Annotated in this window: 21 protein-coding genes; 15 read left to right on the top strand and 6 right to left on the bottom strand. The window is 61.2% G+C overall.

Going from position 1 to position 21,713, the window contains the following annotated elements:
• The first annotated feature begins 290 nt into the window (after positions 1 to 290).
• The 14 genes from HNE05_RS10640 to HNE05_RS10575 all read left to right on the top strand — a co-directional run bounded on the left by HNE05_RS10640 (position 291) and on the right by HNE05_RS10575 (position 15,806).
• Entirely contained in the window at positions 291 to 1,544 is a 1,254-nt protein-coding gene (locus HNE05_RS10640) for a lipopolysaccharide biosynthesis protein (protein WP_173206773.1), read from the top strand.
• 173 nt (positions 1,545 to 1,717) lie between these two features.
• Positions 1,718 to 2,761 (top strand): GDP-mannose 4,6-dehydratase, encoded by a 1,044-nt coding sequence (locus HNE05_RS10635; RefSeq protein WP_173206770.1) that lies wholly within the window; start codon positions 1,718 to 1,720, stop codon positions 2,759 to 2,761.
• 196 nt (positions 2,762 to 2,957) lie between these two features.
• Entirely contained in the window at positions 2,958 to 4,310 is a 1,353-nt protein-coding gene (locus HNE05_RS10630) for an exopolysaccharide biosynthesis polyprenyl glycosylphosphotransferase (RefSeq protein WP_173206767.1), read from the top strand.
• A complete protein-coding gene (locus tag HNE05_RS10625; protein WP_173206763.1) occupies positions 4,300 to 5,235 on the top strand; it encodes a glycosyltransferase family 2 protein in 936 nt (311 codons plus the stop codon). Before HNE05_RS10630 ends, HNE05_RS10625 begins: the two co-directional genes overlap by 11 nt.
• Entirely contained in the window at positions 5,232 to 6,062 is an 831-nt protein-coding gene (locus tag HNE05_RS10620) for an NAD-dependent epimerase/dehydratase family protein (protein WP_173206760.1), read from the top strand. The genes HNE05_RS10625 and HNE05_RS10620 overlap by 4 nt, the downstream gene beginning before the upstream one ends.
• Positions 6,059 to 7,018 (top strand): glycosyltransferase family 2 protein, encoded by a 960-nt coding sequence (locus HNE05_RS10615; RefSeq protein WP_173206757.1) that lies wholly within the window; start codon positions 6,059 to 6,061, stop codon positions 7,016 to 7,018. Before HNE05_RS10620 ends, HNE05_RS10615 begins: the two co-directional genes overlap by 4 nt.
• Positions 7,008 to 8,471, top strand: a complete 1,464-nt coding sequence (locus HNE05_RS10610; RefSeq protein WP_173206754.1) for an O-antigen ligase family protein — start codon at positions 7,008 to 7,010, stop codon at positions 8,469 to 8,471. Before HNE05_RS10615 ends, HNE05_RS10610 begins: the two co-directional genes overlap by 11 nt.
• Positions 8,468 to 9,724: a glycosyltransferase family 4 protein gene (locus HNE05_RS10605; protein WP_173206751.1), complete on the top strand. Its 1,257-nt coding sequence runs from the start codon at positions 8,468 to 8,470 to the stop codon at positions 9,722 to 9,724. Before HNE05_RS10610 ends, HNE05_RS10605 begins: the two co-directional genes overlap by 4 nt.
• On the top strand, positions 9,721 to 10,557 hold the full coding sequence (locus tag HNE05_RS10600; protein WP_173206748.1) for a class I SAM-dependent methyltransferase: 837 nt from the start codon (positions 9,721 to 9,723) through the stop codon (positions 10,555 to 10,557). Before HNE05_RS10605 ends, HNE05_RS10600 begins: the two co-directional genes overlap by 4 nt.
• A complete protein-coding gene (locus HNE05_RS10595) occupies positions 10,554 to 11,672 on the top strand; it encodes an acyltransferase family protein (protein WP_173206745.1) in 1,119 nt (372 codons plus the stop codon). Before HNE05_RS10600 ends, HNE05_RS10595 begins: the two co-directional genes overlap by 4 nt.
• Positions 11,673 to 11,690: 18 nt before the next feature.
• Positions 11,691 to 12,311: a P-loop NTPase family protein gene (locus HNE05_RS10590; protein WP_173206742.1), complete on the top strand. Its 621-nt coding sequence runs from the start codon at positions 11,691 to 11,693 to the stop codon at positions 12,309 to 12,311.
• A gap of 50 nt (positions 12,312 to 12,361) precedes the next feature.
• Complete coding sequence (locus tag HNE05_RS10585) at positions 12,362 to 13,114, top strand: polysaccharide biosynthesis/export family protein (protein WP_173206739.1); 753 nt, start codon at positions 12,362 to 12,364, stop codon at positions 13,112 to 13,114.
• Positions 13,114 to 14,292, top strand: a complete 1,179-nt coding sequence (locus tag HNE05_RS10580; RefSeq protein ID WP_173206736.1) for a glycoside hydrolase 5 family protein — start codon at positions 13,114 to 13,116, stop codon at positions 14,290 to 14,292. The genes HNE05_RS10585 and HNE05_RS10580 overlap by 1 nt, the downstream gene beginning before the upstream one ends.
• Positions 14,289 to 15,806, top strand: coding sequence for a GumC family protein (locus tag HNE05_RS10575; protein WP_173206733.1), 1,518 nt, complete (start codon positions 14,289 to 14,291; stop codon positions 15,804 to 15,806). The genes HNE05_RS10580 and HNE05_RS10575 overlap by 4 nt, the downstream gene beginning before the upstream one ends.
• Positions 15,807 to 16,175: 369 nt before the next feature.
• On the opposite strand, the gene HNE05_RS10570 is transcribed toward HNE05_RS10575, so the two are convergent.
• A complete protein-coding gene (locus tag HNE05_RS10570; RefSeq protein WP_173206730.1) occupies positions 16,176 to 16,523 on the bottom strand; it encodes an MmcQ/YjbR family DNA-binding protein in 348 nt (115 codons plus the stop codon).
• Positions 16,524 to 16,526: 3 nt separating this feature from the next.
• Positions 16,527 to 16,805, bottom strand: a complete 279-nt coding sequence (locus tag HNE05_RS10565; protein WP_173206727.1) for a peptidylprolyl isomerase — start codon at positions 16,803 to 16,805, stop codon at positions 16,527 to 16,529.
• A gap of 371 nt (positions 16,806 to 17,176) precedes the next feature.
• Between HNE05_RS10565 and HNE05_RS10560 the strand changes: the two genes are divergently transcribed.
• A complete protein-coding gene (locus tag HNE05_RS10560) occupies positions 17,177 to 18,400 on the top strand; it encodes a PilT/PilU family type 4a pilus ATPase (RefSeq protein ID WP_173206724.1) in 1,224 nt (407 codons plus the stop codon).
• A 34-nt stretch (positions 18,401 to 18,434) separates the two neighbouring features.
• Here the strand turns inward: HNE05_RS10560 and HNE05_RS10555 are convergent, their stop codons facing one another.
• The 4 genes from HNE05_RS10555 to HNE05_RS10540 form a co-directional block, all read right to left on the bottom strand.
• Positions 18,435 to 18,866 carry a cupin domain-containing protein gene (locus HNE05_RS10555; RefSeq protein ID WP_173206721.1) on the bottom strand — a complete coding sequence of 144 codons (432 nt, stop codon included), beginning with the start codon at positions 18,864 to 18,866 and terminating at the stop codon, positions 18,435 to 18,437.
• A 51-nt stretch (positions 18,867 to 18,917) separates the two neighbouring features.
• Complete coding sequence (locus tag HNE05_RS10550) at positions 18,918 to 20,228, bottom strand: glycoside hydrolase family 3 protein (protein WP_173206718.1); 1,311 nt, start codon at positions 20,226 to 20,228, stop codon at positions 18,918 to 18,920.
• 95 nt (positions 20,229 to 20,323) lie between these two features.
• Positions 20,324 to 20,770: a hypothetical protein gene (locus HNE05_RS10545; RefSeq protein WP_173206715.1), complete on the bottom strand. Its 447-nt coding sequence runs from the start codon at positions 20,768 to 20,770 to the stop codon at positions 20,324 to 20,326.
• Between the two features lie 263 nt (positions 20,771 to 21,033).
• Positions 21,034 to 21,663, bottom strand: a complete 630-nt coding sequence (locus HNE05_RS10540) for a hypothetical protein (protein WP_173206712.1) — start codon at positions 21,661 to 21,663, stop codon at positions 21,034 to 21,036.
• Between the last annotated feature and the right edge of the window lie 50 nt (positions 21,664 to 21,713).

Raw genomic sequence — 21,713 nt, 5'->3', positions numbered from 1 at the left:
AATGTCCAGTCGATCGGCAGTCTGGGCTGACAGAGCTTCCTCACCGGTTGTTCTGCTGGCGTTTTGCCTTCTATGCTGTCGGCGAGGTGAGGGCAGGCTGCACAGTGATAGGGCGGCCAATGGCTAGCATGCCGGTTCAAGGAGCATCGACTGGCCCGGCGTCCGTAGGCATAGCGTCCATAAGTGACAAAATATGACGTTTTGCCACCATTCATCTCAAGGTTCTTTGGTGGCAGACGGCTAAAAATCAGGCGCTTTCACAGGATATTCGCAGGGCTGCTGGAGCTTTTATGGGGGTATTTAGTCAATTTCTTTCCTTGCGCGAAAGAGTGGGTGGAGCTGTTTTCGTATTATTGGGGCAAGCAGCACAAAGTGTTGGAAGTTTTGTTACGGGTCTGGTTATCGCGCGCGCTGCCGGCCAAGAGGAGTTGGGGCTATTTGCGCTCGGATTTTCGTTTTGTTTTCTCGTTACCTGTCTTGGTGACACATTGGTCGCAACACCGTACACCTATTTCAGTTCCCAGGAGGGGGGGCGGCAATCCGGTATTTTAAAGGCGGGTTTAGTCGGGTCTTTTCTAGTGGGTCTGCTGGTTTGTCTATTGATCGTTGCTGCAGCCATTCTGGGTGTGGAGAGTTTGCGTGGACTGGTGTTTACTTTGCCCCTGGCTGTAATAGGGCTGGTCTTGCGCGAGTTTGTTCGGCGTCATTTATATGTTGCTGGAAAATTGACGTCCGTATTGTTGAGGGATCTGCTCTCGTGCGCGTTGCAACTTGCGCTGATATTTCTGCTGGCTGCTGCCGATTGGTTATCGGCAGGTACTGCCTTTCTCGCAATTGGTTTGGCGGCTTTGCTGCCCGTTCTGGGTTTTCTGGGGTGGGGGATGTTCGCTGGCCAGGCATCGACAAGTAGCGAAATTTTCACCTGGCTGAGTCGGTTCTTCGGCTATGGCCATTGGCTGGTGCTGGGGACGGCGTGCCATGTCGCCAGCGTTCAGCTCTACCCATGGCTGGCTCTGGCAGGTGGTGGCGTCAGGAATGCCGGGGTTTTTGCGGTGTGCATGGCGCTGACTAATTTAATGAACCCATTGCTGGTCGGGCTGACCAATTACTTCAGGCCCAAGTTCATGGCGAACTATCGAGATGCCTGCTCATCTGGTTTCTTTGCGTATGTTTTGCGTATTTCAATGTTGTTTCTCGCGCCAGCGCTGCTGTTTCTTATCGTTGTAGCTGTCGAGGGTGACAGATTGCTCGTGGCGATCTATGGCGAGAGTTATCGTGAAGGTTCAAGTGCGCTCTTCTACATGGGTTTTGGCGTGGTTGCCGTCGCTCTTTCTGCTCCACTGCAATTGGCTTTGCTGGCTGTGCGAGCGCCGGTCACAAACTTGATCTACCATGCATTCGCCTTGTTGATCCTGCTTCTGCTAAGTGCAGTTTTCTGGCCTCATCTGAGTACTACGACTCTCGGTTTTTTTTACGGTGGCGTGAATCTTGCTGCATTGGGCGTTCTGTTCTTTTTGTTCTTGAGGCGGGTGGTTTTCCGTTAGCATGGCAGGCCATTTGAATCGTGGGCTCTTATTTATGGCGTCAAATTATTGTTGGGACTGAGTTGTTGGTGGGATAAGTTGCGGCGTGCGATTAACCTACTGTTTTAATTAAACTTTGGTGCATCGTTCTGGACTGCGAAATTGCTTCGTGGTGCAGAGGGGAGGGACTCTTTATGCGCAAGATCGTAATCACCGGTGGTGCTGGTTTCGCTGGCTCGCATATCGTCGATGAAGCTTGTCAGAAATACCCGGACGCTCGTGTGGTGGTCCTCGACAAGATGACCTATGCGGGTGATGTGCGAAACATCTCTCATCATGTGTTCTCCAACCGAGTGCAACTGCTGGTGGGTGATGTGGCCGACCTGGACCTGTGCCGACGTGTGGTTAAGGGCGCCTGTCTGGTAATCCATGCGGCAGCGGAGAGCCACGTCGACAACTCCTTCGGCAACTCCCTGGAGTTCACCCGCACCAACGTGTTGGGTACCCACGCGCTGATAGAAGCCTGCCGCCAGGAGCGCGTACCTAAAGTGGTGCATGTCAGCACTGACGAGGTGTATGGCGAGGTCATGAGCGGTGCGGCGGCCGAGGACGATGTGCTGCGCCCGACCAACCCGTACTCTTCCTCCAAGGCTGCCGCAGAAATGATTCTGCGCGGCTATATCCAGTCCTATCACGAGCCCATCGTGATCATCCGGGCGAACAACCTCTATGGCATTCGCCAGTTCCCGGAAAAGATCATTCCCCGCTTCATCTGCCATTTGCTCACCGGGCGGCGCCTGCCCCTGCATGGCAACGGCAGCAACCGCCGCCACTATCTGAGCACTCGCGACTTCGCGCGTGCTGTGCTGTTCGTTGCCGAACAGGGTGTGGTCGGTGAGACCTACAACATCGGTACCACTGAGGAATACACCAACCTGGAGATGGCCGAGCTGGTGTGCAAGCACTTCGGGCGCAGCGTCGATCAGTTGGTGGACTTCGTGCCGGACAGGCCCTTCAACGATGCACGCTATTCGATCTCCTGGAGCAAGCTCCAGGGCATGGGCTGGAAACCCCAGCACAGCTTGCGTGAAGACCTCGGCATGCTGGTCGACTGGTACCGCGACAACCTTGAGCGCTACACCGAACTCTTCGGTACTCCTGAGGTTCAGGCCATTACCCAGACGCTGGCGATGCTTGCCACCAGTGGGGCAGCCGCGGAATTGAAAGTCACCACGTGAGGAGGGTGGCTGGGGTTCGGATGCGAATGGTTGTCCAGGGATAGGCCTGGCTCGAGGGATGACGGTGATGGATCCGATTGAGGCAATAGATGTAGCCCGACAGGGGAGAGTCCGGCGTTTTCCTGGCAAGGGTGCGGCTCGCCCGAAAGGTGTACGGCGCTTCGATGCAGCGGCCCTTTCCGGCGTAGAGCTGCTGTTGTTGCGATTGGTGCATGCGCTCTGCGGTTTCCTGGCAGTGGCGGCGCTCTATGTCTATATGCTTGCCGTGCAGGCGGAGTCGGTGGCAGATCTGCGGCTGTGGGCAGTATTCCTCACCCTGTTTGCCGCTTTGATGCCGGTACGCGTCTACGGGGGCTTGTGCCAGCGGCGTGTTGAACGAGCGCTGAAAGCGGTGAGTGCGTTGCTCAATGCGGGCATGGCAATTGCCGTGTTGCAGGTACTGTTGCTGCTGGCCGGGCAGAATGGGTTGCCGCCGCTGCTTCTGCTGGGGCTCTTCCTGCTGGTAGGCATGATGTCGCTGGGTGGCCGCTTGCTCCTGGAACGCCTGGTTCGCCGCTGGGATCACAAGACGCGTCTGGTCATTGTCGGCGCCGGCGAGCAGGGTGTTGCAATTGCCCAACACATGGCGCTGAGCGAGCCGAATATCGAGGTCATCGGTTTTATCGAAGACCGCCAGTCGCGGATTGACCCCTCCAGCCTGCCTGTGCCACTGCTGGGCAACACCTCGCAGCTGGAAGAGCTGCCGCGTGATATCGATGGCGTGGTGATCGCGCTGCCGAACAATGCCGGTGAGCGGGTCAATGAGCTGGCTTCTTTGCTGCGTTCGCGCCTGGGCAGTGTGTATCTGGCGCCTGAAGTGCCGGTGCTGCGCCACGCTTTCGCCGGCTGGCCGAAGCAGGGCCCACACAAGATGATGTTGTTGGGCATGAATCGTCTGCCGGTCGAAGGGCGCTTGCTCAAGAGGCTTTTCGATATCGGTTTTTCGGCCTGCGCCTTGCTGGCGTTTCTGCCGTTCGGCTTGCTGATCGCTGCCGCGATCAAGCTCGAATCGCCTGGGCCGGTGCTGTTCCGGCAACAGCGTTATGGCCTGCGTAACCAACTGTTCGGCATCTACAAGTTCCGTAGCATGAGCTTCGAACCCGATGGGGCGAACAAGGAAATTCGTCTCACTGCCCGAGGCGATAGCCGAGTCACTCGCGTTGGTGAGTTTCTGCGGCGCAGCAGTCTCGATGAGATCCCGCAATTCCTCAATGTGCTGCTGGGGCATATGTCGGTGGTCGGCCCGCGCCCGCATCCGCCCGGGGTGAAGGCCGGTGACCGGATCTACGAGGCGGTGGTGGTGGATTTCGTCGAGCGCTACAAGGTGCGTCCCGGCATCACGGGCTGGGCACAAGTCAACGGCCTGCGTGGTAACACCTTTACCGAGGAACACCTGACCGAGCGTTTTTCCTACGACATCCAGTACATCCAGAACTGGTCTGTCGAGCTCGATATGTGGATCGTCACCAAGACCGTGCTGGGCGGTTTCGGAGGCAAGAATGCCTTTTGACCCGATTGCGCGGACCAGCGTGGTGATTCTCACCCTCGACGCCCAGCGCTACCTGCCGGCGCTGCTGACGGCCATCGGCGGATTGCCACAGGCGCCGCAGCGGGTGCTGTTCATCGACTCTGCCTCGCGTGACCAAACTGTCGCCCTCGCGCTGGCGGCTGGGCATCAGGTGCATGGCATTCAACGCAGTGACTTCGGACACGGCAAGACCCGAAACCTGGCGTTGCAGCTGTGTGCCGACAGCGAGTTTCTGGTCTACCTGACGCAGGATGCCTGCCCCCGCGGCGAGAATTGGCTAGCGCAACTGCTGCAACCCTTCACCGATGAGCAGGTGGCGCTGGTCTATGGCCGGCAACTGCCACGCGCTGAGGCGACCTTGTCCGAGCGCTTTGCTCGCGAGTTCAACTATTCGGCACAAGCCGATCGAAGCACGCTGGCGGATCTGCCTGTGCGTGGGATCAAGGCCGTGTTCTGCTCCAACTCATTCTCCGCCTACCGCCGGGCCGCGCTGGTGGCGGTGGGTGGCTTCCCTGAAAAACTGCCGCTGGGCGAGGACATGGCGGTAGCCCTGCGTTTGCTTCAGCAAGGACATGCCCGTTGCTATCAGCCACTGGCCCAGGCGGTGCATAGCCATGACTACAGCGTGCTCCAGGAACTCAAGCGCTACTTCGATATCGGTACGCTGATGGCCATGGACGACGAGTTGCGCCGCGTGCGCTTGGCCGCCTCGGGTGAGGGCCTGCGCTTTGTTCGCGCCGAGCTGGCAGTCGCCTGGCAGCAGAGTGCCTTGGCCGAACTATGCAGAATCGTGCTGCGCACGCTGGGCAAGTACTTCGGCTTCGCCCTGGGGCAGCGTTATCAGCATCTACCGATGAGCTGGCGGCGGCGCTTGAGCATGCACGCGTTTTTCTGGAGTGAATCATGACGGTGGCGGTGGTCGGTGCCAGCAGTTTCATTGGCCGGGCTCTGCAGGCGCGTGCGCAAACGGCGAGCTGGCGCTTCCTCGACTGGCGCACGGCGCTGGCTGAAGACGCCTGGCTGGACGGTGTCGACTGCCTGATCAACTGCGCCTTCGATCCCGCGCTCAAACGTGAGCCCTACAGTGCCGCGCGTGATATCGACCTGCAACTGGCTGAGCGATTGCGCGACTATCCGCAAGTGCATTACCTGATGCTCAGCTCGCGCATGGTCTATGGCCCGGCCGCTGCTGACGGTCGCCTGCATGAGGCGCTGCTGCCGCAACCGATCAACCTCTATGGCGCCGCCAAATGGCAGAGCGAGCAGGCCTTGCAGTGCCTGCTCGAGCAACGTCTGACGGTGCTGCGTTTGAGCAATGTCTGTGGTTACGAACTGGGTGGCGGCCGCCAGAGTTTCTTCGCCATGGCGGCGCGCAGCCTCAGTGAGCAGGGGCGCATCGTGCTGGACATGAGCCCTTTCATTGAGCGCGACTTCCTGCCGGTGGAAATCCTTGCCGCCTGGTTGCCACTCATCGCCGCCGCGCCCCAGCCCGGGGTGTTCAACCTTGGCGCAGGGCAGGGAACGGCGACCGGGCGTATCGCCCAATGGTTGATCCAGGGTTACGGTGAAGGTGAACTGCTGGTCAGCAACCTGCGCGAGCATGATCCGTTCTGGCTGGACCTGAGTGCGGCAACGCAGGCCTACGGCATCGCAGGAGTCGATACGGCGCAGTTACGTGACTATTGCCTGGCCCTCGGCCAGCGTTTGCGCCTGGTAAAGGATGCCGCCCAATGACATCGCTGTGCGTTTCCATCGTCAATTACAAGACGCCGCAGTTGGTGATCGAGTGCATCGACTCGCTGAAGCGCTTTGCTCCCAGCCTGGCCGCGCTCGAGGTGGTGGTGGTCGACAACGCCTCGGGCGATGACAGCCTGGTGCGCATCGCCGCCGCTCACGCCGACGTGCGCTTGATCGACGCCGGTGCCAACCTGGGCTTCGCTGCGGGCAACAACCTGGCGCTACGCGAGTGCAGCAGTGACTACGTGCTGCTGCTCAACAGCGATGCGCTGGTGGTGGCGGGCACGCTGGATGGCCTGCTGGGTGCCTTGCAGGACAATCCACAGGTTGGCGCGGTCAGTGCGCGGGTGGTGAATGCCGATGACGGCGAAGATCAGGATTACCCCTGCCGCTTCCCGACCCTGACGGAAATGGTCCGTCGTGCGCTACGTGGCCCGCAGTACCCGGCGCAGGGTCAGCAGGCGCCAGTGGCGATGGAGCGCTTGCATGGTGCCTGCATGATGCTGCGCGGTGCCTTGCTGCGTGATGTCGGCCTGCTCGATGACGGTTTCTTCATGTACGACGAGGATGTCGACTGGTGCGTGCGCATCCGCCAGCAGGGCTGGCAGTTATGGTTGCTGCCTGAGGTACGGGTGCTGCACCACGGCGGCAAGTCTTCCGGGCGAGCGCCGAGCGGCCAGCGTGCGGCACCTCAGTTGAGTGCCACGGCGCTGCGCATGCGTTATGAGCTGCGCCGCAGTCGTTATCGCCTGTATCGCAAGCACCGTGCGCTGTGGGAAGTGTGCCTGCTCAAGTTGCTAACCGACCTGGCAATGCTGGCGGCCAGTGTGCGCCCGGCCCTGCACTGCCTGCTGCCGCAACGTCGCGCCGCCTCGCTGGCGCTACTGCGCTCCAATTTCAGGGTGATTGCCCTTAATCCTTTCGGTCCGGAGGTGTCCGGGCATGGTGTTTAGTTCGTTGCTGCAGCGATCGGAGGTCAGTGGGCGTGGTGTGCTATTGGCGCTGCCACTCGGCTTCCTGTTGGCGCTGTTGACCACCCTCTATCCATTGCCGGGCATGGCGCTGGGTGTGGGGCTGGGCGTGGTGCTGGCACTCAGCAAGCAACCTCAATTGCTGATGATTCCGTTCGTCATCAGCTTGGCCATTCCGATCCAGAGGACCTTCGCCGGCCTGCCGCTGAATGCCACGGACGGTCTGCTGGTGCTCTGGTGCCTGCTCTGGCCGTTCATGTTGCAGCGTGAGCAGGCGCCGCATCTGGGGCGCTGGCGCGTGCCGTTGCTGGTGTGGGCCATCACGCCGTTCCTGATCGCCACCTGCCTGGCGCAGATCGGCTCCATCGCTCAGGGCAACAGCCTCAAGCAGATCCTGCGCATCGTCGAATGGTTCATGGTGCTGCCGGTGTTGCTGATGATCTTTCGTCCGCAACCGGCGTTCTGGCGCTTCGCGGCCCTGACCATGCTGCTGGTGCCGTGCCTGTTCGCCATCGACGGGCTCTACGAACTGGCCAGCAATGGCACGCGGCTGACCGGCATGCTGGGGATTCCGGTGCCGATCCCGGAAGGCGACATGGCGCAGATCCGCCATACCTTCGATATCTCCGGTCGTGCCGGCAGTTCCTTTGGCGGTGCCCAGGGTCTGGCCATGTACCTGGTGATGACCATGAGCGTGGCGATCGCGCACCTGCTCATTTCGCCGCGTCCGGGGCTGCGTCTGCTGGCGGGGCTATGCCTGCTGGTGTGCCTGGGCGGGTTGGCGGCTACCAAGTCGCGCGGCGGCCTGCTGGGCGCCCTGGCCCTGGTGCTGGTGATGCTGGTGGTGTTCCGCCCTGTGTTGCTGCGCTGGCTGGTGCTGCTGGGCGTGCTGGCGGCGCTGGCTGGCGTGCTGACTATCGCCATGCTGCCGAACTGGGACGGCACCATCGCCGACCTTGTGCCCGGTCGCCCGGAGGCGGTGCTCGACCGTCTGATCATCTGGGGCGTGGTCTTCGATGTGTTCAAGGACAACCCCTTGTTCGGCGTCGGCCTGGGCAATTTCCGCGATGAGTTCTTTGCCCGCGGGGTAAGCCTGAACGTCGAACTCGGCTATTCATCGCTGCATGCCCATAACACCTACCTGGAAATCCTCGCCGATACCGGGCTGGTCGGTCTGCTCGGTTACCTGGCGTTCCTGCTGACGGTGGCGCGGCACCTGGCCAGACGCTGGCGCGAGCGTTGCGGCGACGACGCGGCGGTATTCACCCTGGCGGCCATCGGCACCTTGGCGGCCTACATGGTGTTTGCCTCGGTGGACATGCTGCTGTTGCAGAACATGCATTTTCTGTTGGTGTTGTTGCTCGGTCTGGGTGTCAGCGACAGCCGCGCCGACGCGGTTGGCCTCAAGGTGAGTGAGCCGGAGCAGATGGCATGAGAATCCTGTTGCTGGTGGAGACCCTGACGATTGGCGGCCTGCCCAACTACGTGCTGGAGCTGGCTCGGGCCTTGGCCGAACGCGGCGAAACCGTGGGCCTGGCCCATGGTGGCGGCGAGGTCCCGGCGTTTCTCGATTGCCGTGGCGTGGAGCTGTTGGCGTTGACCGCCAATGGCTTCCAGCAACCCTACGACTTGCAGAGTGCCCTGCAGATCCTGTGCGACTGGCAGGCGGACCTGCTGCACCTGCATCTGTGCAGCGTATTGCCCTTGCTGCAGGCGCTGCCAAGTCTGGGGGTGCCGCTGCTGCGCTCCTTCCACGATTACACCTCGATGTGTCTGCGCCGTGGTCGTCGGCGTTTCCCAGGTGATCGCTGCACCCGTCCGCTGGGGTGGAGCTGTGCCTTGCAAGGCTGCCTGATCGGCGCGCCGCGCCCAGGTAGCCGCGTGCCGGGCTTGCAGAATTTACCCGCCAAGCTGGCGGAGCGTGCCGTTTACCACGGCTTTTCGGCATCGGTGGTGGGCAGCCAGCACATGCGTCGGGTGCTGCTGTTGAATGGTTTCGCCGAACCGGACGTCAACGTGGTGCCCTATTTCAGCCGCTTCGATCAGCAAGCGCTGGGGCGGGCGTCGCTGGGTGCGCCCAAGGCGCTGGGACTGCCCGGGCGCGAGCGCCCGCTACGGCTGCTGTTCACCGGCCAGGCGGTAAAAGGCAAGGGCCTGGAAGTGCTGGTCAAGGCGCTAGCCCAGCTGCGCGGCGACTGGCACTTCACCGCGATTTCCTCCGGGCCCCGGCTACCGGTAGCCAAGGCCCTGGCCGAGCGGCATGGCATTGCCGAGCGCATCGACTTCATCGAGTGGCTGCCCCAGGAGCAGCTTGCCGACTATTACCGCAGCGCCGATCTGTTCGTCCTGCCCTCGGTCTGGGATGACCCGGGCCCGCTGGTCGGTATCGAGGCCATGTCTTTCGAAACCCCGGTGCTGGCATTCCCCGTGGGCGGGATTCCGGACTATGTACTAGACGGCCGCACCGGTTACCTGACCGCCAGTGTTTCTGTCGCGGGCATGGCGGCCGGCCTGCAGCGCGCGCTCGATCAGGCCGAGTCGCTGCCCGCACTGGGCCTGGCGGCGCGAGCCTTGGTAGCCCAACGGCATACCCGTGGTGGCCATATCGATACCTTACAACAGCTATACCGACGCGTTACCCCGCCGCACACCCAGCCTGGCTTGACGGCCAAGGAGTTGCTCTCATGATGATTCAGTGGGCAAGAAAGCTGGTGCCCTCATTGGCCACGCTGAGCTACAACCCGGTTCTCAAGCATGTGTTATCGCTGGGCGATCTGATGCCGGGCTTACTGTTCAAGGAGTTTCGCAACCTGCCACCGAACTACATGCGCGTACGTATCGGCGCCGGTTCGCGGTTGTTCCACAACCAAATCGTCTACCTCAATGCTGCGCGCAACTTCTGGTACTACATGATGGACAAGGGCTTGGTCGGCCTCGACTCCGATGTGGTCGACATTGGCGTGGGTTGCGGTCGTTACGCCCATCACCTGCGTGACTACGACTTCAAGGGCGAGCGTTTCAGTGGCCAGTACATCGGTATCGATATCGACGATGAGATGCTCGCCTGGTGCAGTGAGCACTTCGATACCGAGCGTTTCAGCTTCATCAAATCGACCCACAGCAGCGCCACTTACCGCAACGAGAATGGCCAGAAGGCCTTCTACAGCATTCCCCTGGCAGATGAGAGCCGTGACCTGGTGTTCTCCACGTCGCTCTACACCCACCTGCTGGAGGAGGAGCTGTACAACTACAGCGCCGAGGCTTTCCGCATCCTGCGGCCGGGGCGCTGCATGGCGATGTATGTGTTCTGTCTGGACTTTCCGCCGCCGACCTTCATGACCCGCCATACCTTTGCCCATCGCATCGGTGCTGCCGCCGTGGAGTCGCTGGTCAATCCGGAGGCTGCGGTGGCCTATGACTCGAACTACCTGATCGAGATGTGCCGCGGTATCGGCTTCACTGATGTTTCCATCAAAACCGTTAAAGGGGAGGCGCAGCCTTTGCTGCTGGCACGCAAATGACAGCGATCTTGCGCGAATTCGTCGGTATCTACAGTCGTGCCCTGGCCACTCCCCTGGTGCACAAGGGCGAATTGCTCAGTGTGCAGCGCCTGCGCGGGCTGGCGGTGCTGATGGTGCTGGTGTACCACGTCGAGGACATCGCCTTTAAGCTGCCGGGTTGGGGGCAGGAGCACTCCATCTATTCGGAGCTGGTCGGCTATTCGGCGCCGGATCTGTTCTTCGTGATCAGCGGCTTCATCATGTCGTACATCACCTTCACCACGCGCTTTGAACCGCGGCGCTGGCTGCTCAGCCGGTTCTTCCGGATCTTCCCGATGTACGTATTCTTCACCAGCCTGGTGCTGGTACTGTGGCTGTACAACCCGGCCATGACCATGGGCTCGGGGGTGCATGACTGGGGCTCGATCACGCGTTCGTTGCTGATGCTGCCGCAGGCTGGTTTGCCGCTGTTGTTTGTCGGCTGGACGGTGGAGCACGAGTTGGTGTTCTACGCCACGGTGTTCCTGGTCGCGCGCTTCCTGCCGGTGCAATGGCTGTATGGTGTGATGTTGACCCTGAGCGTGCTGGCCTTGGGCAAATGGCTGCTGCAACAGCATGCCGGCATACAGTTCTGGGACTTCCACATTCTTTCGCTGTACATGATTCAGTTCACCATCGGCGCGCTCATCTACCGTTTCTGGGCCAAGGCCGAGGTGTTCGGCTGGAAGCTGCCGCTGCTGCTGTGCGTGATATTCCTCGGGCTCGGCATGCGCTATGCCGAGCCCGGGCTGCTCAATCAAGAACACCCCGTCCGGGTGCTGATCTTCGGTTTTGCCTACGGCATGCTGTTGCTGACTGTGCTCAATCTCGAGAAGAGCCAGCGCGCTGCCGGTCGCCAGTGGCAGAAGCGCGACTGGCTGGTGTGGTGTGGTGATGCATCGTACTCGATCTACCTCAGCCATCCGTTCGTCCTTGCCCTGTTCGGCAAGCTCTATCCGCATCTGCAACTTTCGGGCGGCCTGGCCGGAGCGATGGCGATCCTGAGCGGGCTGACCGTCGTAGCGGTCGGGATGGTGATCCATGTATTGCTCGAGAAACCGGTCATCGAAATTGGTAAGCGCCTTTCCAAGGCTTAGGGACTCAGGGAGTCGTCTATGAACGCAGTCAATCCACAGGCACCGCTGCATCTGCTCGGGGAAGACAGTCGTCTTTCGTTGCCGATGCAGGAGCTGATGGCGCGGGTTTTGCGAGAAGCCCGTGAGCGTCAACTCAATCAACTGATGATCGTCGGTGTGGCGCGCATGGTCGGTACCAGCTTCATCGCCGAACAAGCAGCGGAAGAGCTGGCGGCTGCCTTTGGCCAGATCCTGGTGGTCGAGGTCAGCGCCGATGCGGGCGACGCGGAGGTGCTCGATGGCGATCTGGAGCGTCTCTGCGTGCCCGGCCATGCGGTGGCCAAGGTCAACGTGTCGCTGAACACCTGCCTGCACCTGTTCGGCATCGGCAACTACGAGACCCAGGCGCTGTTTGCTCGGCTGCATGAGCGCTTCGCCCTCGTGCTATGGGACATGCCGCCACCGACCCTGTCGCCGGTGTCGATGATCGCCGCCAGCTGCATGGACGGTGTGGTGCTGGTGGCCGAAGCCAACAAGACGCGCCGCCAGGTCGCTCAGTACGTGGCCAATCGCCTGGAAGAGAGTGGCGGCAAACTCTTGGGGCTGGTACTCAACCGGACCTTGAACTTCATCCCGGAATGGCTCTACCGCTGGCTGTGAGCCGGCGCGGACAACAACACATGGTTTTCTTGGCGAGAGGATATTCGCGTATGTGGGCAAAGGGCTGGGTGCGAGGCGTAGCGCTGTTGGGCGCGCTGGTGCTGGTGGGGTGTACGTCGATCGAGGTCGATCACATGCCGGGCGCCGATGGGTTGCCGCTGATGGATGGCGACGGCGTGGTGCCTGAGGTGGAGTACCGCATTCGTCCGGGTGATGACCTGGACATCAAGTTCTTCTACACCCAGGAACTCAATGACCAGGTGAAGGTGCGCCCGGACGGTTACATCAGTATGCAGCTGATTGATGAGCTCAAGGTTGCCGGCCTGACACCCAAGGCGGTCGATGACCTGCTCACGCAGAAATACACGGCGCACCTCAAGGACCCCTCAGTCTCGGTGATCGTGCGATCGTTCAAGGGTTTCCGTGCTTACGTCGGCGGTGAGGTCGCGGTGCCACAGGTCATTCCGCTGGATGGCGGCATGTCGGTGATGCAGGCGATTTACCGGGCAGGGGGCACGCTGCCGACGGCCAGCATGGAATCCATCGTGCTGATCCGCAAAGGCAAGAATGGCGAGCCGATGCCCTATCACCTGGATCTCAGCGATGAGGCCATCGCGGCCGGCCGTCCGGATACTCAGGTAGCGCTCACCCCTTCGGACATAATCTATATCCCACGTTCGCCGATCGCCAACGGCAACCGCTGGGTACAGCAGTACATCACCGATCTGGTGCTGTTCAAGGGTGTCCAGCTCGGCTTCGGGGTCAACTACATCATTGAAGAGAATGACGACGGAGACGACTGATGAGTGCGCGTTTCTCGCTCCATCTACAACGTGGCTTGCTACGCGGGCTGGTGTTGCTGTGTCTGCTGCTGAGCGTACCGCTGGCACGGGCTGAGCCTCTCTCCCTGGGTATCAACTCCATGTGGGGACCGGGCGATGAAGCCAGCCTGCGCAAGCGTTTCAAGCAGGCCAAGGCAGTGGGTGTAACGCAGGTGCGTCTGGACTGGGAGTGGCGCCAGGTTGAGTCGACGCGGGGCACCTATAACTGGCAGGCACTCGACACGCTGGTGCAGGCGGCCAAGGCAGAGCAGATCGAACTGCTGCCGATTGTCCACTACGCGCCGGCGTGGGCCCTGCGCACCGAATCCAAGCCGGATGAGGTCTATGAAATGGCCCCTGCGGATGAGGCGTTTGCTGACTACGCGCGCTTTCTCAAGGCGTCCATCCAACGCTACGGACCGGAAGGCGATGCCCAGGTGCCGTTCACGCCGATTGTCTACTGGCAGGTGTGGAACGAACCGAACATCAAGAACTTCTGGGGGCCGAAGCCGGACGCAGCAGCCTTCGTCAAACTGATGCGCGTGGTGCAGCAGGAGACTGCCGGGCAGCGGGACAAGATCAAGCTGGTGCATGCCGGCTTGTCCAAGCCTGACCTGATCTTCTTCTGGCAGTTGTGGGAGGCCGATCCGCTGTATGGCGAAACCTTCGACATCATGGCCGTGCACCCCTATCTCTTCGATTGGTGGGATGGCATCCGCGACCCCGAGGAGATGGACGGCGATGACGGCGACTACGCCGCTCTCGGCGCGGTAGGCAGCCATGACGACCCGGGCTATCTGGGTAAGGTATTCAACCTGCAGCTGATGATGAACCTGAAGGGCTTTGCCGATAAGCCGATCTGGGTCACGGAGATGGGCTACTTTGTCGCCGATCACCGCTTGGGGGTGACCGACCAGGAGCAGGCCACGCGCCTTACCGCCACCCTCGACTTCATCCGGAAACAGTTGGGCAGCACAGCCTATGGCAAAGGTGTGCGTGGCGATCTCGCCGCCAACGTGCAACGTATCTACTGGTTCTCCCTTGAGGACTATCCCTCGCCTGACGGTCTTGGCACCTTCGGTTTGTATCGCGCCGACGGCAGTAAGCGGCCCGCCGCTGATGTATTTCGCAATCTAGCCAAGCAGGTGAACGCTCAATGACCATTCGAGACATTCTCAATATCCTGTTCAAGCGCAAGCTCGTGGTCGGCTGCTTCTTCCTGGCTGCCGTTGTCGGCGGTTATGCCGGCCTCAAGCTGGTTTCGCCGACCTACGAATCCACTGCACGCCTGCTGGTGCGTATCGGCCAGGAAGATATCTACATGCCGGCGCTGCCTTCCAGCCAGTTCCGCACGCCGATGATGTCGGTGGTGCGTGAGGAGCAGCTGCACTCCGAGTCGAGCATTCTCACCAGCGTCGATCTGGCGCAGAAAGTGGTGGCTGAAGCAACGCCGCAGCGCCTGTTCCCGGGGATCGACATCAACCACCCCTGGTACACCCCCAAGGGTTGGGTGCAGATGGCCAAAAGTCTGTACACAGGCTTGGAAGACTACTTCTTCCCCTTGTCATCGGACCGCACGCTGGAAGCCCAGGCCATCAACCGCTTCCTCAAGGATCTCGATGCCGAGGCGATCAAGAGCTCGAACATCATCGAGGTTTCCCTGCGCAGCAAGGTACCTGAATCCGCCGCCCTGGGCGTCAACACCCTGGTCCGGCAGTACCTCAGCGAGCGGGTGCGCATTTACCAGCGCGAGCAGGCCGGCTTCTTCACCGAGCAGTTGAGCCAGCTCGATACACAGCTGGCCGCTACCGAGAAGGCCGTGGACACCTTCCGCACCGAGAAGCAGATCGTCGATGTGGACAAACAGCGCAGCCAGCAAATGGAGCGCCTGGGTGATGTCCGCAAGAACATCGACGGGCTGCAGGTCGCGGTTGGTCAGGCCGAACGGCAGAACCAGGTGCTCAGGCAGCAGCTTGCTTCGGTGCCGGCCACGGCCCAACTGTCTGGCGCCGAGTCGGCCAACAACTTCTCCATCAGCGAGATGAACAAGCAGCTTGCCGACCTGCAACGCACGGAGGCCGATATTGTCGAGCGTTTCTCGCCTACCGATCCTCGCCTGCGTTCGGTGCGTGAGGAAATAGCGGTAATCCAGCGCATGCTGAAGGGCCAGGAAACCCAGCGGTATTCCTCCTCCCAGAAAGGGATCAACCCGCTGCATGCGCGCCTGCGTGACGACCTGCTGCAAAGCGATTCCCTGCTCGCGGGAACACGCCAGGCCCTGGAAAACTGGACGCAACTGGAGCGCGAGACGCTGGCGCGGCTGAATGACCTCAACTCCCACGAGTCCGAGTACAAACGCCTGGTCCAGCAGCTCGATGTACTGCGCGATACGCGCCAGCTGTATCTGGAGAAAACCGAGGAAACCCGTTACCTCTCGGCCCAGGCGGCGGCCAAGATCGGCAACGTCTCGGTGGTCAACTGGGGGGCGGTGAACAATCGTCCGGTCAGTCCGAAACTCTGGCTGGTGCTGGTCGGCGTGCTGGTGGTGGGTCTGTTCGGTGGTATCGGCTTGGCCTTCGTCGTCGAGTTGCTCGACGATAGCCTGAAGTCGGATGCGGACGTCAGGCGTTATCTGAAACTGCCGGTCATTGCTAAGGTGCCCGAGCTGGCGTGAGTCACTGGTAGTCTGTGCGGCTAATCCGTGCATTCAAGTTCGAGTGCCCGGGTTTGTCAGACCCGGCGCCGCGACGAGTCGTAGCAGGGCTACGGAGAGGAGCGGCAACGCCGTATGGCGAAGTCTAACGCCTATGAATATTTGAATTAGCCAAACAGGCCACTAGCCACCCAGGTCACGAGGGGGCGGAGTGCTGCTCCGCAGTAGCGAATGGGCAGCCCTTACCCGATCCAGGATTTCGCGCAGGCTGACAGTGGCGGTAGACATCCTGACTGGAATCCTGGGGGGGCGAGGGCACGCTTGTAGCGGTTTAGGCCGGGCAGCCAGCGGGACGGATGGGCGACTGATTGTCGGGTCTCCGGCTCAAGGTCAGAGCAGCAGGGAAGGCTTGAGGCGCTTGGGCAGCTTGCTCACCACCAGCTGGTGCGAGCGGGTCAGCAGCTCCCGCAGCTCGCTGGCGGCGAGGGGGTAGGGCTGCGCCATGCTGATCCAGTGCGCGCGCGCCAGGTAGGGCGCCGGGCGAATGCCGGGGCGATCGCAGTGGCCGAGGAACAGGTCGTGGTCGACCTTGAAGGCCAGGTCGTCGTGGCTGGTCAGGTGAATCAGGGCGAACATCTTGGTTTCGGCCACCGAGAACACCCGCACACCGCCCCACTTGATGTCTTCGCGGGCGCCGGGAAGGCTCAGGCAGAAGGCGGCGACTTGGGTGGGCGTCATGACTCAGTCCCGATAGAAAACTTGCACCAGATGGTAGCCGAATTGGCTTTTCACCGGGCCATGCACGGTGCGCAGTTCCTTCTTGAATATAACCTGGTCGATTGAGCGGACCATCTGCCCTGGACGCACTTCGCCCAGGTCGCCACCTTTCTTGCCAGACGGGCAGGTCGAGTACTTGCGCGCCAGCACATCGAAGGCCTCGCCGGCGACGATACGCTTCTTCAGCGCCGCGGCTTCTGCTTCGGTCTTGACCAGAATGTGGCGGGCCATTGCCTTTGCCATGACGGGCTCCTCATTTTTCTCGGGCCGCTATTGTGCCAGCATTTGTCGCGCCATCAGAATGACGCCACTTTTCAGGCTCGCAAGTCCCGGAATATCCGGCAAACATGGCCTAACTTGTTAGAGCCTGTACAAAGTCTTGCGAGCTAGAGCCAGGCAAGGCGCAACGACCAACGGGAGTAACAGCCGCAGGCTGGCCCGAAGGGTAAGCGGCAGCGAATAAATCGGGCGAAGAAGCGCAGTTTACGAGTTGTAAATGAGCATTCTGAGCCCGATTGACCAGCCTGCGGCTGTTACTGCGTTGCAACGCAGCATGGCCGACGCGCAGCTGACTTTGGACAGACTCTTAACTCCACCTTGATGGATGCACGCCCATGGACCTCTCCGCAATGCTCAAGATCCTGTCCAGTCAGGACGGTTCCGACCTTTATCTGTCTACGGGAGCACCGCCCTGCGCCAAGTTCAATGGCGTGCTCAAGCCGCTCAGCGCCGAGCCGCTGAAGCCGGGTGAGGTCGCAGCGATTGCCGCCGGCGTGATGGATGAGCAGCAGCGTGCGGACTTCGAGCGTGAGCTGGAGATGAACCTGGCGATTTCCCTGCCCAATATTGGCCGCTTCCGCATCAACATCTTCAAGCAGCGCAACGAAGTGTCCATCGTCGCGCGCAACATCAAGATGGAGATCCCCAAGTTCGAAGACCTCAAACTGCCGGAAGTGCTGCTCAAGACCATCATGGAGAAGCGCGGCCTGGTGCTGTTCGTCGGTGGCACCGGCTCGGGCAAGTCGACCTCCCTGGCCGCGCTGATCGACTACCGCAACCGCAACAGCGGCGGGCACATCATCACCATCGAGGACCCGGTGGAATACGTGCACCGGCACAAGAAGTCGATCATCAACCAGCGCGAAGTCGGCGTGGATACCCGCAGCTTCCACGCGGCGCTGAAGAACACCCTGCGCCAGGCGCCGGACGTGATCCTGATCGGCGAGATCCGTGACCGCGAGACCATGGAGCATGCCCTGGCCTTCGCCGACACCGGCCACCTGGCGATCTCCACCCTGCACGCCAACAACGCCAACCAGGCGCTGGACCGCATCATCAACTTCTTCCCCGAAGAGCGCCGCCCGCAACTGCTCAACGACCTGGGCAATAACCTCAAGGCCTTCGTCTCCCAGCGTCTGGTCAAGACGGTGGATGGCAAGCGCCGCGCGGCGGTCGAGGTGCTGCTGGGCACGCCGACCATCCGCGACCAGATCAAGCGCAACGACTTCTCCGAGATCAAGGAAACCATGGAGAAGTCGAAGAACCTCGGTATGCAGACCTTCGACATGGCGCTGATCGATCTGGTCCACCAAGGCAGCATCGACGAAGAGGAAGCGGTGAAGAACGCCGACTCGGCGAACAACGTGCGCCTCAAGCTCAAACTGCACCGCGAAAACCCGGCCAACGCCGCCGCCCAGGTTGCCGCCGCGCCTCAAGCGGCGCCTGCACCGGCCGCCGTCAAGCCGGCGGCCGATGTGGCGAACTGGGGCATGGAGCTGAAACTGGAAGATATCGAGGAAGAGAACCCGCCGGAAGATCCGGGGCGGCAGGGAATCTAAACCCTGCGCTGGGCTGGAGTGCTGCAGCCATGTATTACGGCTGCGGCGCTTCCTTTTTCGATAGCGCCTGGCCGACGGCCCCTGCATAGAACACCACCAGCTTGACCGGCACCTGGCCGGTGTTGCGCCCGTTGTGCAGGGTGTTGACCACCTCGGCCAACGCCTCGCCGGCTTTCAGGCGCTTGACTGCGCCGTCTTTCAGCTGCACTTCCAGCTCGCCTTCCAGCACCATGCCGAATGACGGCAGCGGATGCAGGTGCCAGCCCGTCTCGCCACCCGGAGCGATCTCGATGAGCATGCCGGTCACCTCGGCTTGCCCCTCGGGATAGGCCAGTGGCTTGCCGTCCCAACTGCTCTGGGTCTTCAGCACGGTGGCAACCTTGACGCTGTTGTTCTGCTCCAGCGCCATGGCGGGCGGCAGGCAGAGCAGGGCGGCAAGGGCGGCAAACAGTTTTAATCGTGGCATGGTGGCTCCTGAAGGGCGGGCTCGCTAGCCCGGGGGGTGGGCGAAGAAGTGCTAGGGCTGGGGGTGTGTAGCGCTCAGCCAGCGTTGCTGTTCGGCAAGCCGCTGGGCGCTGCGTTGCAACTGGTCCTGATCCAGCGTGCCGTGCGCATAAGCCTGGCTCAGGCAGTCCAGCAGTGGATAGACCTTCTCATGATCGTAGGACACCAGAAGCAGATCCACGCCGGCATTCAGCCCGCCGACTGCGACTGTGCAGAGCCCGCGGTTGTAAGCCGCCGCCATGGTCAGGTCATCGGTGATCAGCACACCCTGGTGCTGCCATTGGCTGCGCAGCAAATCCTCAATCAGCTGTGGCGAGGTGGCGACCAGATTGTCGGGATCGATCGCGCTCAACACCACATGGCCGAGCATGATCAGCGCGCGCGTCTGGCCGGCGACTTCACGGAAAGGTCGCCAGTCTCGCTGACTTAGATCGGCCAGTGGTGTATCCAGGTTGGCAGAGAAGTGGTGAGTGTCGGCGCTGACCCCGCCCAGGCCGGGAAAATGCTTCAGTGTGGGCAGCACGCCCTGGCTTTGCAGGCCGCGGCTGTAACCAAGGGCGATGGTGCTGACCGTGCCGGGATCGCTGGCGATGGCCCGTTGGCTAATACGGCTATGAAAGTCCAGTAGTTGCCCCGGTGTGTCCGGCTTGATATCGACCACCGGGCTGAAATTCAGGTTGATGCCCAATCTGGCCAGCTCTGCCCCCTGAACCGCCCCGTACTGCTCGGCACGCAGCAATTGTTGCTCGGCTGTAGGCGAGTCTGCGAGCAGGCTGGCCAGCGGCGCTCGTTGCGGCAGGAGCGGTGACAGGTGGGAAACCAGACCGCCTTCCTGGTCGCTGGCGATCAGCAGTGGCGGCAGCCCGGAGGCGTGGCGCAGCTGCTGCAGTTCGCCGATTTCAGTCTGCAGTTGCTCGAGGGTTTTCCCCTGCAGATTGCGCCGGGTGATGAACACCCCGGCGACCATGCCCCGGCCTACCAGCACGCGCAACTCATCGAGATCGCTGTAACCCACCAGCAGATGAGCGCCCACCACGCGGGCACCGCTCAGTTCTCCGGCGTGTACCGCCGCCTTCTGGCGCAGCAGCGTCCACTCGCCATAAGCGCTGAGACCGGCGCTGCCCAGCAGCACGGTCACCCCCAGGATGCCGGCCAGTCGTCCCTGGCAACGCTGGAACAACAGCGCCAACAGCAGGCACAGGCCGATCAGCAACGCGCTTTCATAAGGGCGCAGCGCCAGCAGATGGGGATCTTTCAGGTTCCAGGCCCACACAGCCAGCAACAGGGTGGCAAGCCAGAGCAGGGCGGAGAGGCCTTTACGCACGCAGGTATTCCTTTACACGACGAAGCGGATGGACTGGTGCCGATGGCGCCCTGCGGGGCGTCGATACCAGCCTGTGCAACGACTACGGACTGGATTCAGGAGCGTTGTTCCAGTGTCTCGGCAGCCGGTTTGATGCCCTTGTTCTGCGGCTCTTCGAACTGCTCATAGCCGAGCCCCGGCGTGGGCGCCTTGCGCACCAGTTTCATGCTGCGGATGTCTTCGATGCGAAACACCATCTCACCGCTGTTCTGCAGGTCGCGGTAGGGATGGATCAGGTCGTCATCGCCCCAGTAGTGCATCTCCTGCAGGCGCACGAAGCCACTCTGCAGGCGGTTGGCGCTGATCAACTGATAGAGGCTTTTCGAGACCTTGCCGTAGTAATAGAAGGACTCCAGCCCCTCATCTTCTTCCGGCACGTTGAACTGGATGAAGGTCCAGACCTGTTCCTCCTTGGCATTGGCTTCCAGGGCCAGGGTTTCATCTTCAAGCTGGCAACCGGCCAGGGCGAGGGTCAGGGTGAGCAGGAGGAGGGTGGTTTTCATCGCGGGTCCTTGTGATGGGGTAAGGCTTTGCAGGGAACATATCAAGCAGATCCCGAGCTGCTCGCTTGCCTTGGCGTCGGGTCTGCTGCGCTGAGTGGGATTCTCGCCGATGTTTGCGGCGGATGGCGAGGCGTGGCGCACGGCATCGCACGGCTGGTAGTGCTCAGCTGCCAGGATGGCGCTGGGCGATCATGAGTAACCCGGATGAAATCCACAGTGGTGCGGCTGGTGTTCGCGGATCTCATCTGGGCCAGGTGCTGCGTTTACCATCCGTTCAAATAGGCGGTGACAAAAAGCGGTACCAGAACCGGCAACAGCATCGCCGTTCCCATGATGATTGCGCCATCTGCCGCAACGGCGATGGGGGTGAGCGGTGCTCTGACCAGGGTTTCGGTAGTCGATTGCTCGGCTACGATCTCGACCGAATAGATTTTATCGAGCCGGAGCAAATTGCTGGGTGGCTGAAAATTGCCAGCTCTGTAGCGCTTGCCAGTCAGATTGTAAGAAAGCTCCAACTGCTGCTCGTAATCGGGTTTAAAGCCCAATTGCAGGGCGACGTCTTTCTCTGCGGCGCTGAGCTGTTCGTTTTCCTTCAGTCTCAGCCAGACCTGCATGCTGTTGTGCTTATCAATTTTGACCGTACCAATACTCGCCTCAAGCTTTTTGCGCAGAGGTGCATTCAGGGCGGCGGTGAGCTCCTGAGGCGCGTCGATTATGTAGTGATACTTGTCGCCCAACAGGGCAAGGCTCTTGCCGTCGCTGGCGATCAGCACCGAGGAAACCTTCTCTTGATAGTTATGGTCAGCGTGCAGGGTAGAGGTTATGCAGCCTGGCAGTTGGCTGATCAAGGCCAGAAAGCCGCTGGTCAGCAGTAATCGTTGGAGCGGATTCATCCTTGGTATCCCCATCAGTCAAAAAAGTGTTTTGTGGGTGCCACTCATCC

It is taken from the genome of Pseudomonas campi (genome assembly GCF_013200955.2).
Classification (GTDB): domain Bacteria; phylum Pseudomonadota; class Gammaproteobacteria; order Pseudomonadales; family Pseudomonadaceae; genus Aquipseudomonas; species Aquipseudomonas campi.
The sequence above is the reverse complement of the archived record's forward strand: the minus strand, read 5'-3'. Positions and strand labels throughout refer to the sequence as shown.

Excerpts from the sequence above, each read along its gene's own strand:
- HNE05_RS10615 (WP_173206757.1), top strand. The coding sequence starts at position 6,059 with ATGACATCGCTGTGCGTTTCCATCGTCAATTACAAGACGCCGCAGTTG.
- HNE05_RS10565 (WP_173206727.1), bottom strand. The coding sequence starts at position 16,805 with ATGGCAAAGGCAATGGCCCGCCACATTCTGGTCAAGACCGAAGCAGAA.
- HNE05_RS10580 (WP_173206736.1), top strand. The coding sequence starts at position 13,114 with ATGAGTGCGCGTTTCTCGCTCCATCTACAACGTGGCTTGCTACGCGGG.
- HNE05_RS10585 (WP_173206739.1), top strand. The coding sequence starts at position 12,362 with ATGTGGGCAAAGGGCTGGGTGCGAGGCGTAGCGCTGTTGGGCGCGCTG.
- HNE05_RS10640 (WP_173206773.1), top strand. The coding sequence starts at position 291 with ATGGGGGTATTTAGTCAATTTCTTTCCTTGCGCGAAAGAGTGGGTGGA.
- HNE05_RS10575 (WP_173206733.1), top strand. The coding sequence starts at position 14,289 with ATGACCATTCGAGACATTCTCAATATCCTGTTCAAGCGCAAGCTCGTG.
- HNE05_RS10605 (WP_173206751.1), top strand. The coding sequence starts at position 8,468 with ATGAGAATCCTGTTGCTGGTGGAGACCCTGACGATTGGCGGCCTGCCC.
- HNE05_RS10540 (WP_173206712.1), bottom strand. The coding sequence starts at position 21,663 with ATGAATCCGCTCCAACGATTACTGCTGACCAGCGGCTTTCTGGCCTTG.
- HNE05_RS10620 (WP_173206760.1), top strand. The coding sequence starts at position 5,232 with ATGACGGTGGCGGTGGTCGGTGCCAGCAGTTTCATTGGCCGGGCTCTG.
- HNE05_RS10595 (WP_173206745.1), top strand. The coding sequence starts at position 10,554 with ATGACAGCGATCTTGCGCGAATTCGTCGGTATCTACAGTCGTGCCCTG.
- HNE05_RS10610 (WP_173206754.1), top strand. The coding sequence starts at position 7,008 with ATGGTGTTTAGTTCGTTGCTGCAGCGATCGGAGGTCAGTGGGCGTGGT.
- HNE05_RS10635 (WP_173206770.1), top strand. The coding sequence starts at position 1,718 with ATGCGCAAGATCGTAATCACCGGTGGTGCTGGTTTCGCTGGCTCGCAT.
- HNE05_RS10555 (WP_173206721.1), bottom strand. The coding sequence starts at position 18,866 with ATGCCACGATTAAAACTGTTTGCCGCCCTTGCCGCCCTGCTCTGCCTG.
- HNE05_RS10570 (WP_173206730.1), bottom strand. The coding sequence starts at position 16,523 with ATGACGCCCACCCAAGTCGCCGCCTTCTGCCTGAGCCTTCCCGGCGCC.
- HNE05_RS10545 (WP_173206715.1), bottom strand. The coding sequence starts at position 20,770 with ATGAAAACCACCCTCCTCCTGCTCACCCTGACCCTCGCCCTGGCCGGT.
- HNE05_RS10600 (WP_173206748.1), top strand. The coding sequence starts at position 9,721 with ATGATGATTCAGTGGGCAAGAAAGCTGGTGCCCTCATTGGCCACGCTG.
- HNE05_RS10590 (WP_173206742.1), top strand. The coding sequence starts at position 11,691 with ATGAACGCAGTCAATCCACAGGCACCGCTGCATCTGCTCGGGGAAGAC.
- HNE05_RS10560 (WP_173206724.1), top strand. The coding sequence starts at position 17,177 with ATGGACCTCTCCGCAATGCTCAAGATCCTGTCCAGTCAGGACGGTTCC.
- HNE05_RS10625 (WP_173206763.1), top strand. The coding sequence starts at position 4,300 with ATGCCTTTTGACCCGATTGCGCGGACCAGCGTGGTGATTCTCACCCTC.